At 61.6% G+C, this 13,310-nt stretch carries 10 protein-coding genes; 7 read left to right on the forward strand and 3 right to left on the reverse strand.

All coding sequences use genetic code 11. From position 1 onward, the window contains the following. Positions 1–192: 192 nt before the first annotated feature. The 3 genes from hypB to BN1724_RS11185 all read right to left on the reverse strand — a co-directional run bounded on the left by hypB (position 193) and on the right by BN1724_RS11185 (position 2,883). Positions 193–1,062, reverse strand: a complete 870-nt coding sequence (gene hypB / locus BN1724_RS11175; protein ID WP_058235422.1) for a hydrogenase nickel incorporation protein HypB — start codon at positions 1,060–1,062, stop codon at positions 193–195. 220 nt (positions 1,063–1,282) lie between these two features. Continuing rightward, positions 1,283–1,771 carry a hydrogenase maturation nickel metallochaperone HypA gene (locus BN1724_RS11180; protein WP_197671796.1) on the reverse strand — a complete coding sequence of 163 codons (489 nt, stop codon included), beginning with the start codon at positions 1,769–1,771 and terminating at the stop codon, positions 1,283–1,285. A gap of 101 nt (positions 1,772–1,872) precedes the next feature. Beyond that, positions 1,873–2,883, reverse strand: coding sequence for an AraC family transcriptional regulator (locus BN1724_RS11185; RefSeq protein ID WP_172797123.1), 1,011 nt, complete (start codon positions 2,881–2,883; stop codon positions 1,873–1,875). Between the two features lie 372 nt (positions 2,884–3,255). Here BN1724_RS11185 and BN1724_RS11190 point away from each other — a divergent pair, with 372 nt between their 5' ends. The 7 genes from BN1724_RS11190 to BN1724_RS11220 are packed head-to-tail and all read left to right on the forward strand — an operon-like array spanning position 3,256 to position 13,301. Continuing rightward, a complete protein-coding gene (locus BN1724_RS11190; protein WP_058235424.1) occupies positions 3,256–3,960 on the forward strand; it encodes a DUF1641 domain-containing protein in 705 nt (234 codons plus the stop codon). Then, complete coding sequence (locus BN1724_RS11195) at positions 3,957–4,928, forward strand: NADH-quinone oxidoreductase subunit B family protein (protein WP_058235425.1); 972 nt, start codon at positions 3,957–3,959, stop codon at positions 4,926–4,928. Before BN1724_RS11190 ends, BN1724_RS11195 begins: the two co-directional genes overlap by 4 nt. Positions 4,929–4,968: 40 nt before the next feature. Next, positions 4,969–6,576, forward strand: coding sequence for a nickel-dependent hydrogenase large subunit (locus tag BN1724_RS11200; protein ID WP_058235426.1), 1,608 nt, complete (start codon positions 4,969–4,971; stop codon positions 6,574–6,576). Positions 6,577–6,579: 3 nt separating this feature from the next. After that, positions 6,580–7,197, forward strand: coding sequence for a hydrogenase maturation protease (locus BN1724_RS11205; protein ID WP_084253012.1), 618 nt, complete (start codon positions 6,580–6,582; stop codon positions 7,195–7,197). After that, a complete protein-coding gene (locus tag BN1724_RS11210) occupies positions 7,190–9,520 on the forward strand; it encodes a hypothetical protein (RefSeq protein ID WP_058235427.1) in 2,331 nt (776 codons plus the stop codon). The genes BN1724_RS11205 and BN1724_RS11210 overlap by 8 nt, the downstream gene beginning before the upstream one ends. Then, the gene (locus BN1724_RS11215) at positions 9,517–12,066 is read left to right on the forward strand and encodes a carbamoyltransferase HypF (RefSeq protein ID WP_058235428.1); all 2,550 of its coding nucleotides are present in this window, start codon (positions 9,517–9,519) and stop codon (positions 12,064–12,066) included. The genes BN1724_RS11210 and BN1724_RS11215 overlap by 4 nt, the downstream gene beginning before the upstream one ends. A gap of 2 nt (positions 12,067–12,068) precedes the next feature. Beyond that, on the forward strand, positions 12,069–13,301 hold the full coding sequence (locus BN1724_RS11220; protein WP_058235429.1) for a HypC/HybG/HupF family hydrogenase formation chaperone: 1,233 nt from the start codon (positions 12,069–12,071) through the stop codon (positions 13,299–13,301). Positions 13,302–13,310: the final 9 nt, after the last annotated feature.

Consider the following 13,310-nt stretch of genomic DNA (forward strand, 5'->3'; position numbering starts at 1 on the left):
ACGGGCGCCGCGAGCGCTGTGGGTGTAATTGGGCCGCAGCAAAGCTGTGTGATGGGGTGAGTAGCTGAGGGAAAGGCGTGCTATAGGCCCAGGACCTAAAGGGACATAGGTCCCGGGCGCCACAGGGAAAAACTCACGTTTATGATCCGCAGTCTCCCAGGTGCAGGCTGCCCTCACTGCGGATGACCGGCGTTAGATGCTCGACCTCACCCAATCCAACCACGGCTGCATACCCTCGCCAGTTCGGGCACTGACCTGGAAAATGTGTGCAGCGGGATTGACATCTCGGATGTTCGATATGAGCGCCTCCAGATCAAAGTCCAAATGGGGCAGTAGATCCACCTTGTTGATCACCACGGCATCGACCGACTTGAACATCACTGGGTACTTCAGGGGTTTATCTTCCCCCTCGGTCACAGATGCGACCATCGCTTTAACGTGCTCGCCGACATCGAACTCAGCTGGGCACACCAGGTTCCCGACGTTCTCAATCACCAACAAATCCAACTGGTCAAGATCTAATTGTTCAAGGGCGCGCGACACCATCGGAGCATCGAGATGGCATTCTCCGCCGAAGCCATTTCCGGTGTTCAGAAGCGAGACCTGTGCGGCATCAGCGTGAAGATGATCGGCATCCAGAGAGGTTTCGATATCCCCTTCGATAATGCCGATTCGCAGGTGGCCGGAGAGTGATTTGAGTGTGCGGGACAGGAGAGTGGTCTTACCTGCCCCCGGCGAGGACATCAGATTCACCACTCGCACGCCAGCCGCGTCAAAGGCGGCTCGGTTGGCCTCTGCTTTCCGGTCGTTTTCCGAGAAAATCCGTTCCAGCACATCGATCCGCTCACCGCCCGTCGCGTAGCCCGAATGGTCCCCAATGGCCTCCTGGTGTGCGGCATCGTTGAGGTGTGCCGTGCCGGTTACTGGTGTGAGGTCGGGATGGTAGTCGAGGTCATGGTCGTGGGGATGGTCGTGGCTGTGGCTGTGGCTGTGGTCGTGCTCGTGGCCGTCATGGTGATGATCGTGACCGGTGCCGTTATCGTGCCGGTGGAAGCGTCCCATCGGTGTCCTCCTTGACGTCAAATCAGTAGTGGTCCTGTGCGAGCGAAGCATGAGGCGGGGTGCATGTGATGCACCCGGGTGTGTGGTGTATGCGGATGTGTGATGCGCCCGGATGCGCGATGAGTCCGGATGATGTCAATTCTGGTCGGAAGAGTGCCGGCCCGTGGGTGGAACGAGAGAAATCCTTTGGGGGAAGGGTAGTTGAATGAGGGAGGGATTATCAGAGGGAGCGCGGGGCTGGTGGAGACGGGTTATCATCGGGGGCCGTCGTCAGCGAGCGCACCATGAACTCCTCGCCGCGAACCACGCGCACCCGTCGGCTGTTGCAGGCTCCGCAGAGGAAACGAAGCGGCCCCTCGGTGCGGGTCAGAGCCAGACAGTCCACGCATTCCAGCTCCCCTGGAATGTGGTTGATACTGAGGCGTGAGCCACTAAGCGAGGTACCGTCGCTGACCAGTGACCAGCAGTAGACCAGAGTGTCCGGTACGACCTGGCGCAGCTGACCAACATCGAGATCGATTGTTGCGATGCGGTGGTCCCCAGCAGCGCGGACCACGATGTCGTAGATGGCGCGACATAGCGACAACTCATGCACCCTTTGATCATAGGCATCGATTCCCGTTGAGGTGTCGGCACGGTCGATATTCGCGGTCCAGTGGTTAAGGTCGGGTAGCGGGGCGGCGAGTTCTCGTCCGTGTGAAAGGTGCAACGGGCTCAAACACTACGTACGGCCAGCCCGACAATGACTGTCGCCAGCCCGGCAAGGATTACCGTTAGCCCGGCAATGACTGCCGCTGGCATGAACGGTGCTTACTGTTGGCCGTGACGATGCAGTTGTCGTGAGGACCTCAGGCGCAGTGTGTGCGAGGGCAGCTCCCCGAACCGTGCGCGATACTCCGAGGAGAAACGGCCTGGGTGGGTGAGCCCGTAAGACCGGGCAATTGCCGCCACGGACACCCCGTGCCCGGGATGGCGTCCCAAGAGCTCGCTTCGGATCAGATCTAGACGTCGGTTGCGTACATAACGTGAAGGGGTGACCCCTAGTTCGCGGCGGAACGCGGCCTGCAATGTTCGCTCTGAGACGTGGAGTTCGCGGGCAAGCAGACTTGGGGTCGCTGTGTCGATGCAGCATTCGACCAGTTCAATGGCGTCGCGCACCAACGATGTACGCGAGTTGGTGGGGATTTGCCGCATGGAGGGGTCCTGGGCGAGGACGAGGGAGGATGCAAGCATCTCCGCCAGGGCCCCGACCCCTCGTCCCTGGGATAGCGGTGACGCCGGGGTCATTGCTTCGGCCAGGAGGAGAGACAGAATAGCGTTCCAGCGCATAGCGTCGGGCCGGGTCAGGTCGAAAAAGGTCTCCAACATGGTGGGCAGGTGATCCGTGCGGGCGGTATATCGTGCGCTGACCCGCTCAACTAGCTCTGCGTCGATAGCCACGATGCGCACGGGGCACGGTGGTTTCAGATCAATGAGGACTCGCTGCCCCGGATGAGCCACGGCCCCCAATAAAGGTGAGGTCTTTACCTTCGTTGACCCGACCTGGACGGACGCGAATCCGCTGGTCGGAATGACTAAGGCGTATCCGGCTTGCCAGTGGGGGATGTCGATATGGGAGGGGGATTGAATATCCAGATGTGCGCACCAGATGCCGGGCAGATCTAGTGCGTGTGCGTGGGCACTGAATGGGGTGTGGCGGGAGGTTCCGGCGGGCTGAGCAATGCTGAGAGGTCCCAAGATGCGTCCGAGCAGATGTTCGGCTTCTAACCGGGATTCGACCGTGAAGATCGGGTGCGCGGCAAACGGGGCAGGCGCTGTCACAGGGCGGGGTGGAGTGGTCAGGTGAGCTGCGGTGACAGGGTGAGGTGGGGTAACAGGGTGGGGTGTGGTGGTCGGGTGAGCAGCGCTGATAGGGGCAGGTGTCGGAGGGGGCGCAGGCATAGTGACGGGGGTGAGTCCGGGGTGAGTGTCTATACGACCGTGCATCGCTAAAACTCACTTTCGGTCTCGCTGGTTCAGATGCGTGGCTGTGCCTGCGCAGGATCGTAGCTTTCACATTGTTCGGATTCAGGATAGTGACATCGGAAATCGGATAGAAGAGAAGCCGCTCACAGAACTAACGTCGAGGTAGCGGTCAGCGGGCTGTCCATGCCCGCGGGCTCTTGACGTCAGCAAGCTCTTCAAGGAGGAGCAATGACACCTATCGGCCACGAGCAGCAAGAAACTGCAGCACCACCCAACGGCATGAACCCGCGCCCGCCAGGCGAACCAGCCCTAGACCCAAACGCCACCCAACGCGCACGCGGTGAGCAGGTTCTCGACGACCTCACCGTGCGCTTGGGCGATCCGAAAGTTGCGCGCGGCCTCACCCTCCTGCTCGACAATGCCGAGCACCTAGCGACCATCGCCCTCATGATCGGAGGTGTGCTCGAACGAGGCAACGAAATCGCCGGAAATGTCGCCAGCGGAGCCGCCGAGATGAAAAAGGCCCTCGGCGCACAAGACGTTAGCCATCTTATGAACGACGGAAAAACCGTGATCAACGCGGTCCCGCACATAACCCCGCTGCTTGCCAAAGCCTCAGACAGCGGAATCTTCGAGGCGCTGACCGCATCGACCATGTTCGACCCCGATGTCATCGACTCCCTGACCGTGATGTCTAAAGCGTTGTGTGAGGCCTCAGAGAGTGCCGTCTACGGAGATGACAAACCCGTCAAAATAACCACCCTGATCAGAGCGCTGCGCGACCCCGCTATCAACCGGGCCTTGAAATTCTGTCTCACCATGGCCGCCGCAATGGGGCGGGAACTGGATCCCGACACCGGCGAGTTCCACCAGCGCGTCAGCGCCCGCGGGTCAGCCCGCCACGACCCGTCCACCGAACGGAGTATCCGATGACCAGCGTCCTATGGCTCCAAGCGGGAGCCTGCTCAGGAAACACCATGTCGTTCTTGAACGCCGAAGAGCCAAGCGTCGTCGACCTGATCGTCGACTTCGGCTTAGAGGTGCTCTGGCACCCGAGCCTCGGCCTTGAACTTGGCGCACAAGCCAAGAAAATTTTCGCCGACTGTGCCTCCGGAGCGCGAGACCTCGATATTTTCGTGCTGGAAGGATCCGTTATCCGCGGGCCGAACGGAACCGGTCGCTTCGACATGTTCGCCGACCGGCCGATGATGGAATGGATCGACGAGCTCGCCAACCGAGCCAAAATAGTAGTGGCCATCGGAGACTGCGCCTGCTACGGCGGACTGAACGTGGTTCCACCAAACCCCTCGGAATCCATCGGTTTGCAGTTTGACCGCACCGTTGAAGGCGGCTTCCTCGGCAAAGACTGGACCGCTGCGTCAGGTTTACCCGTCATCAACATTCCAGGCTGTCCCGCCCACCCCGACTGGATCACCCAGATCCTAGTAGCGCTCGCCACCGACCGGGCCGGCGACCTAGCCCTGGACGAATACCATCGCCCGACCACATTCTTCACCAGCTTCGTACACAACGGGTGCACTCGCAATACGTTCTTTGAATACAAACAAGACACCAACGGTTGGGGCGAAGGAACTCGCACCGGATGCCTGTTCTACGAATTCGGATGCCGCGGACCGATGACCCATGGCCCATGCAACCGGATCCTGTGGAACCGCCAGTCATCAAAAACCCGGGCCGGGATGCCTTGCCAAGGCTGCACTGAACCCGAGTTCCCGTTCTACGACCTCGAACCGGGCACCGTATTCCACACCCAGAAAATCTCCGGGACCGTCCCCGTGGACCTACCACCAGGACAAGACCACATGACGTATATGGCCATGGCAGCGGCCGCAAAAGTGGCGGCACCTGCATGGAGCACCCAGGACATGTTCGTCGTCTGACCACTGAAAACGCTCTGACTGCAGGAAAGGTCCGCAACTCATGGGCACCATTGAACTGAACGTCTCCCCGCTCGGCCGAGTCGAAGGAGACCTCGATGTCTCCGTCACCGTCACCGATGGCGTCGTCACCGACGCCTGGACGCACGCGGTGATGTTCCGTGGCTTTGAAACCATCCTGCGCGGAAAAGACCCGCAGGCAGGCCTGATCATGACCCCGCGTATCTGCGGCATCTGCGGCGGAAGCCATCTGTACAAGGCGGCATACGCCCTCGATACCGCGTGGAGGACCCACGTTCCCCACAACGCCACCCTGGTGCGCAATATCGCCCAAGCATGCGAAACCTTGCAATCGATTCCACGCTACTTTTACGCGCTCTTCGCCATCGACCTCACCCACGAAAAATATGCGTCCTCACCGCTGTATGAGGAGGCGTGCCGCCGCTTCTCCGTCTACACCGGAACGTCGTACCAAAAAGGCGTGGTGCTGTCTGGAAAACCCGTCGAAGTGTACGCAATCCTCGGCGGACAATGGCCCCACAGCTCATTCATGATTCCCGGCGGAATTATGGGTGCTCCCACTCTCTCGGATATCACCCGCTCCACCGCCATCCTGAAGAACTGGAAAGACGCCTGGTTAGAAGGAGAGTTCCTCGGCTGTAGCGTTGAGCGCTGGTTAGAAAACCGCAGTTGGGATGATGTTTTAGCCTGGCTGGACGAAAAACAGGAACACGCCGAATCAGACCTCGGTTTCTTTATCCGGTATTGCCTGGACATCGGATTAGATAGCTACGGACAGGGTGTTGGTAACTATCTGTCGATGGGCTCGTTCTTCGACCCCGAGGCCTACCAACACCCGACCATTGATAGCCGTCAAGGAGCCGTCTCCACCCGCGGCGGCATATACCTCGACTCCCAATTCCACGAGTTCGATCAGGCCAATGTCACCGAAGACGTCGCCTACTCACACTACAAAGGTGGTGACGGCGTACATCCGTTCGATGGTACCCAGGACGCCATCGACCCAGAGATCGGGAAGAAAGACGGAAAATACTCGTTCGCCAAAGCTCCCCGCTATACCGTCCCCGGACACCGCAAAACCCCGTTTGAAACAGGTCCGCTGGCCCGGCGCATCATGGCCGGACAAAAGCGCACCGCCGCCTACCATGACGAAGACCCGCTATTCCTCGATGTGCTGAAGGTAAAAGGCCCCAGCGTATTCACCCGCCAGTTCGCTCGTCTGCACGAAGCGCCGCTGTACTACACCAAAGTGATGGACTGGCTCGCCGCCCTCGACCTCCACGGATCCTTCCACACCCCGTGTGAAGACCCAGGTAGCGGCAAAGGATGGGGCGCAACCGAAGCGGCCCGCGGCGCACTCGCGGACTGGATCGTGCTCGAAGACGGCAAGATCGCCAACTACAACGTGATCACCCCCGGGGCATGGAATATGGGTCCGCGAGATGAACACGGAGCGCGCGGCCCGGTGGAAGAAGCCCTGGTCGGATCCCCGGTCCATAACCTGGAAGACCCCGTCGAACTCGGACACGTCGCCCGCTCCTTCGACTCCTGCCTGGTGTGCACGGTCCACACGTATGACGGAAAAACCGGTCGTGAAATGAGCAAGTTCGTCATCAACGAGATGGTCTGACGGATGGCGGTTGCTCGCGACCACGGCCCGACGATAAGCACCCGCGACCCGTCCCAAGTCCAACCGTGGCACCTGCTCAGCGACGACTCGCCCCCGTCGTACCGAGTGCTGGTTATCGGCTGCGGCAATGTGCTGCGCGGGGACGATGCAGCCGGCCCGGTGCTGGTGCGCAGGCTCTGGGACCGCGACCTCGACATCGTGCGCACCGGCCAGGTACGGATCCTGGACGCGGGAACCTCCGGGATGGACGTCGCGTTTGCCATGAGAGGGGTCCGCGACGTCATCATCGTGGATGCCGCACGCACCGGCGCGGATCCCGGTACGCTGATGGAAGTCCCAGGGGAGGTGCTTGAACAGCTACCACCCGCCGGAGGCATCCATTCCCACCAGTTTCGTTGGGATCATGCCCTCGGATTCGGTCGGTGGCTGCTCGGGCCATACTTTCCCCGGCAGGTGTCGGTCTTCCTCATCGAGGCATCCTGCTGTGATCCGGGAGGTGTGCTGTCCCCAGCGGTCGATGCTGCCGTCGATCGCCTCGCCGCTGCTCTCATCCCACGTCTGGAGGCGCTTGCCATGGCATCCGAGCACGATTCCGCCACAGCGGTGACCGCCGATGGGTGAACGAGATCAAGAGAATAAGGCAGCTGTCAATGAACAGGTTCCGCCAACCAGGCAGGGACTGACAGTCGAGATCACCGACCGCGGATATATCAGGCTCGGTCCTGAGCTCAGGGAGCTCTTTCCCCAGGATCGGTGCGCTCTCCTGCGGACCGGACCTGCCCGCCTGGTTGTGATGCCGATGTCGCATCTCACCCCCGGTGCCGCCGTGCTCAAAACCGTGGATCCTGACGGAAGCCGGTCAGTTCTCGCCGTGGAAGCCCTCGGGCATGGCCACCCTGTCGGACGGATGTCTGCCCATCTCCACGCAAAGCGCCTGCTGATCGACCTCCCAACCCCAGCGAGCGACAACTCACTGCTCACCCGCCCGCAACCGGTGGGAGTTTTCCCTCTGCCAGCAGGTTTGTTACTGATCGATACCTCCCACGGGCCTGCGGCTGAGCATGTCCGCGAAGAACTTATCCTGGGTCAGCGCCCGCACAAGTGGCCAGACGCCCTGGCCGCGGTCCAATACGCTTACAACGGCGACCTCGACACCGCCCGCGACCTGCTGCGCACCGCCATAACCGAGACCCCCAACGATCTGGTCAGCCGGTACAACCTCTTCGTCCTTGCCCCCGAGGATGCCAGTACGCCCCAGCGGGAAGCCCTGCGGGCAGATCTCAACAGGGTCGGGTTGGCTCCGCTGTTCGATGCTGCTGAGATTGCCCTCGGCCTCACCATCTCATTCCCGGAGGACCCCTCGCATACCTGCGAGGGGGAACTCGCCGCCCTGGTGAGGATGGCCCGTGCAGCGCTCAATGACGAAGACGCTCACGCCGTGCCCACCGCTGCGCTCGGTGAGCTCACTCTGGCTGCCACGGATGCCCGTTCGGTCTCGCCCGTGCTCGCCGCCCTGATCCTTGCCGATGTTGCCTCCCGAACCGGTGATGCTGAGGCTGCCACCAGCGCAATTGATGTTCTCGCCACCACCGATCTCAACTCAGCCCACGCGGAAGCGTTACTCATCCGGGGCGAGATCCTTCACCGCCAGGGCGCTGACCACGAGAACGGCGCAGGAATTCAGCGCGCAGTCGCGGATTATCAGGCGGCTCTGTCCTTGCTGGCCTCGAGCCCAGCACCCAATCCTCAGGAGGGGGAAGCAGGCACGGGACGCATGGACCAGGCTGGGAACTCCTTCCTGCGTGCACGAGCCCATCTAGATCTCGGAACCGCATATTTAGCGGGCCCACGCCTGGAAGCTTCGGACGACCTGCGGTACGCCGTCGCTGTGCAATCGCTGCGCGAAGCAGCCCGCCTGTATGCCGACGCCCCGGATGCAACAAACCGGCCCGAATGGTCGGCGGCTACCCTAAACCTTGCTAATGCGCTGGTCCATGCACCGTCCACCCATGCACGAGACAACCTCATGGAAGCAGTGGACCTCTATACCCGGGTGCTGGCAACCCGCGATGCCGATAAGGATCCGGGCGGTTATGCGCGGGTGCTGGCTAATCAGGGAACTGCGCTGGGTCACCTCGGGCTGCTCGGGGATGCGCGCATGCGCTTGCAGGATGCTAAACGTCTGTTCCAGCGGGCGGGGGATTGTGACGCGGTTGCCTTGGTGGAGGACGCGCTCGCGATGGTGCCCGCCCTGTGCGACCAGCTGCGCTTGGAGAACAATCTCAGAGAGGGCGGTATCCCGGATTCAGGCGATGGTCTGCGGTCAAAGCAGCCGCGGTCAAAACAGCCGCAGCCGGAGCAGAACCCTTCAGGCCAACCCACCGGAGCCGCACCGACCGATGTCGAAACCCTTGCGCGCGCCCTAGATGACGCCGACGCCGCACTGAACGACCTCGATGAGGAGGTCCGGCGCACCGTCGAGAACTGGCGAGGTGCTGAATCGCGCCTGGTGTTCGCGGGGCTCGCACAGATCGTGCGCACCCTCCGATCCCAATCTCCACAAGCGCTCGACGCCCTGGTCGATGACCCGCTGGTGCGGATGCTGTTTGTCAGCCACGGCATTATGCGCCTACCTCGCCCCGACCCCGGTGTGGCCGGATCAGGTGGTCGTCGTGGACAGACTGGTTCGCTGCCCTTCGTGCCGGTAACGGCCCTCGGACCACGAGCCGGGATACCGTCGGTTCAGCCCGTAACGGCCTCGGGCAGCGCGCCAGCATCGGATGGGCTCTTCCCTTCCGACCAGGACGGTTGTGGCCCAGCTGAGCGCACAACTCCACGAGGTGACGCGATGACAGCGACACCTGGGGGACACTCACCCTATGGTGGATGCTGCGCCGCACCTCCTGAGACGCCACCATCTAACCCGGGTGCATCGCCCTCATGACCGCTGCCAACGACACTGTCAACCTGGTGAGGGTATCGAGCACCCTCACCGGTGTAGTGCAAGGGGTCGGCTTTCGTCCGCACGTCGCTCGCATGTCTGAACGATTCGCTGTCACCGGCTGGTGCGGTAACGACGATGTCAGCGTCTTCCTTGAGGCACAGGGACCTCCCGCACAGGTGCAAGCGTTCCTGACCGCCGTGGTAGACCAGGCACCCCCGCTCGCCCGGGTGATCGGCAAAGAGCAGCGCAGTATCGACCCGGTACCCGACGAAAACGGTTTTACCATCGTGCCTTCGCGGCATCGGCCAGGCGCGAGAAGTTTGATTCCACCTGATGTGGCCCTATGCGAGGACTGCGCTCGAGAGCTCGCTAATCCCGAGGACCGCCGTTACGCCTACCCGTTTATTACCTGCACAAATTGCGGACCGCGGCTCAGCATTATTGAGGATCTTCCCTACGACCGGCCCGCGACCACCATGCGTGATTTCCCCCTATGCTCGGCCTGCCATAGGGAGTATCAGGATGTTACTGATCGTCGGTTCCACGCCCAACCCATCGGTTGCTTCGAGTGCGGACCCCATTTATGGATTGTCAGCTCTCAGGAGATTCCCAAGCTCGACCCGTTCGCCATGATGCGCCAGAGCGTGCAGCCTGGCCATGCTCAGCAGGAGGGCGCGGTGATTCCCTCAGACTTCCTGGATGGACGAGGCACCCCGCGGGATCGTGCCAGCCAGCTGAGTGTGCTGAATGACGCCCGGCAGCGGCTGCGCCGCGGAGAGATCCTGGCTGTGAAAGGCATCGGGGGCTTCCATCTGATGTGCGACGCGCGCAACCAGGAAGCGGTTGCGCGTTTGCGCCAGCGCAAGCACCGCCCCGATAAGCCCTTCGCCGTGATGGTTAAAGACCTCGCGACAGCCCGAGAACTTGCGGTACTCGACCCTGATGCTGAGCGCCTGCTGACCTCACCTGCGCGCCCGATCGTGATCGTCCCGGCCCGGGAGGCTTGGGCCGAGGATAGTCAGGATCGCCGGCATACAAGTTCCCGCAGGCCCCTGGCAGCGCAGATTGCCCCGGGCACATCAGAGATAGGCATTTTGCTTCCCTACGCCCCGATTCACATGCTGCTTTTCGGATCAAACGCTGCTGACGACATCAGCACCACGCCGATGCCCGACGTGCTCGTCGCAACCTCAGGCAACCTCTCCGATGAGCCCTTAGCGTGGACTAATCGCGACGCTCTGACCAATCTGTGCCACATTGCGGATGCGTTTGTTCTGAACAACCGGGATATTGCCGTCCCGGTGGAAGACTCAGTGTTCCGCGGCACCGTGCCGTCGCGGAGGTCACGCGGATATGCACCGTTGCCTTTACCGCTGCCCCAGCCCACGCCGTCGGTGGTCCTCGGGGTCGGAGGGGAAATGAAGAACGCGTTTACCCTGCTTCACCACAACCTTGCGTTCAGCTCACCGCATCTAGGAGACATGGGTTCACTCGCCTCGAGCAGGGCCCATGCCGCAGCTGTTCACGCCATGCTGCATATGCATCGCACCGTTCCGGACGTGCTGGTACACGATCAACACCCCGGTTACGCAACTACCCGGTTCGCTCAGCACTACGCAGACGAACACCCGCAGGTGCGCGTGCTGGCCGTGCAACATCACCATGCTCATGCGGTGTCGCTGCTGGCTGAGCACGGCCTCCTCGGGCACTCAGCCGTGGTGGCCGCAATCGACGGAACCGGCTACGGAAGCGATGGCACCATCTGGGGCGGTGAAATCCTCGCGATTGACCCGGATGTCATCACTGCGACCCGTCTCGGCCATCTTCCAGCGTTCCCGTTGATGGGTGGGGACTCCGCGGTGAAACGACCCTGGATCAGCGCGCTGGGCCTTGTGCATGCCCTCTCTCTGCGCTCTCGCCAATACCGACTCTTCCCTGAAGTTCCCCCGACAGCCCGAGAAACCGTGCAAGCGCAGATAGATCGGGGCCAAGCGGTCATGACCACCTCGCTGGGGCGCACCCTGGATGGTTTCGCTGCGATCCTCGGTCTCTGCCAGGAACAGACCTTTGAAGCTCAGGCCCCGACCCTGCTTGAACAGGCAGCTGCCAGGGCTCGGCCTCGAACATTCCACAGCGCCGCGGATCGACCGAGGCATGACACGGGCCCTAGGCATAAACTGCGCGCGCAGTATCAGCGCATTATTGAGCGCGCATGTCAGGGAGAGGACCCGTGTGAGCTCGCGTGGCAGCTGCACGTCGTCATTGCTGAGGCACTGGCCGATGCCCTGATACGCGCAGCTGAGCACACGGGGGCGCGGATTCTCGGCCTCAGTGGGGGAGCCGCATTAAACAACATATTGACCGAGATCATCCGCGATCGCATCGGTCAGGCTGGACATACGCTCCTGATCCACAAGGCTGTTCCCGCTAACGATGGTGGTCTCGGGCTAGGCCAAGCCGCGCTCGGTGCTTACGCGATGACCAGCACATATACAACGATCCCCGTTGTCTGTCGGGCTGATTCGCTACCGAATGGAGAGCTCTGATTATGTGTTTCGCAATTCCTGGACGCGTTCTATCGGTCGCTGACGATGCCACCGGTAACAGGCGAGCACTTGTTGACATCGTGGGAGAACAACGCGAAGCGAGTCTCGCCTGGATACCGGACATCGAGGTCGGGGAGTGGGTAATCATTCACGCGGGCTATGCCATGACTCGAGTGCCGCCAGAACAGGCTGAATCCATCATCGCCGATATGCAGAACCTCCACTTGCTGGCGTCAGAACATGACGAGGGCCTTAAACCAACTATTGCTGGCCGTGGACTGAGTAACAGCACAGGACGCGGGCTGAGCGTCGGTGAGGCTCGCGCGCCGATCGACGCTGACTTGGCCAATCCGCACCGGGCAGGGGAGGCGGAATGCGGTGCTGCGGATGATGACCTGCCTGATCAGCCCGCCGCGCTAGAAAATGGCCTACGCGCTGTCACACTGCTTCTTCGCGCGCCCTCTGCGCGCCGAGCACTTACCTGCGGGCCTGGAACGGCAGCGTTGGTAGCGCACGGATGGGTGCAGCTTGGCGGGTCAGTGTGTCGTGACCTCGTGCCGGTTAACGATGACAAACAACCTGACGTGCCTACAGGCAGGGACGTGCTGACGGGCGGTGAGGCTGGTGGGGATGGGGATGGTATGAAGCGTGACGATGACATGTTGAGCGCAGGTAACTTACCGCGAACCGATACACCGACTGGGCTGCACCTGCCACGGTGGTGGAGGGATGCTGCGGCCCACCTTGCGCCCGGAGACATCGTGTTCCTGGTCGGGGCTTGGCAAGGACGCGACGAGTTGCTGCGCAGGATTCCATTGCGTCGGGCGCACACAGTGTGGATCGGTTCCCGTTGTGATGCCCCGCCGCCTGACCTCGCGGATGCGCGGCTCATTCTTGATTCCTCGCCCGCAACCCTCACCTTTGACGAGGGCCTTGACCGGATTGCAGCTGAGCTGTCAGATGCTGTCGCTGATCTCCACGGGGCACTCACGCAGACGCCACAGATCACCGATGACGACCAGCCCAGCCACGGCGTCGATTATTGCGTGACCTGTTCAGATGAGGGTCGGATCGGTGAAATTTTGAGCTGCCCGTCGGAACCAGGGGATTTTGCGCGGGTCCTCACGGAGTGCGGAATTGAGGATATAGACACCACTTTGATCGGAGCCCCGCCACCGGGAACATTGATTCTCATCCATGCCCAGCAAGCCCTGCAAACCATCACCGAAAGCTGACCTGAACCG

The organism is Devriesea agamarum (assembly GCF_900070355.1).
GTDB classification, from domain to species: domain Bacteria; phylum Actinomycetota; class Actinomycetes; order Actinomycetales; family Dermabacteraceae; genus Devriesea; species Devriesea agamarum.

Excerpts from the sequence above, each read along its gene's own strand:
- BN1724_RS11215 (WP_058235428.1), top strand. The coding sequence starts at position 9,517 with ATGACCGCTGCCAACGACACTGTCAACCTGGTGAGGGTATCGAGCACC.
- BN1724_RS11200 (WP_058235426.1), top strand. The coding sequence starts at position 4,969 with ATGGGCACCATTGAACTGAACGTCTCCCCGCTCGGCCGAGTCGAAGGA.
- BN1724_RS11190 (WP_058235424.1), top strand. The coding sequence starts at position 3,256 with ATGACACCTATCGGCCACGAGCAGCAAGAAACTGCAGCACCACCCAAC.
- hypB (WP_058235422.1), bottom strand. The coding sequence starts at position 1,062 with ATGGGACGCTTCCACCGGCACGATAACGGCACCGGTCACGATCATCAC.
- BN1724_RS11220 (WP_058235429.1), top strand. The coding sequence starts at position 12,069 with ATGTGTTTCGCAATTCCTGGACGCGTTCTATCGGTCGCTGACGATGCC.
- BN1724_RS11205 (WP_084253012.1), top strand. The coding sequence starts at position 6,580 with ATGGCGGTTGCTCGCGACCACGGCCCGACGATAAGCACCCGCGACCCG.
- BN1724_RS11195 (WP_058235425.1), top strand. The coding sequence starts at position 3,957 with ATGACCAGCGTCCTATGGCTCCAAGCGGGAGCCTGCTCAGGAAACACC.
- BN1724_RS11210 (WP_058235427.1), top strand. The coding sequence starts at position 7,190 with ATGGGTGAACGAGATCAAGAGAATAAGGCAGCTGTCAATGAACAGGTT.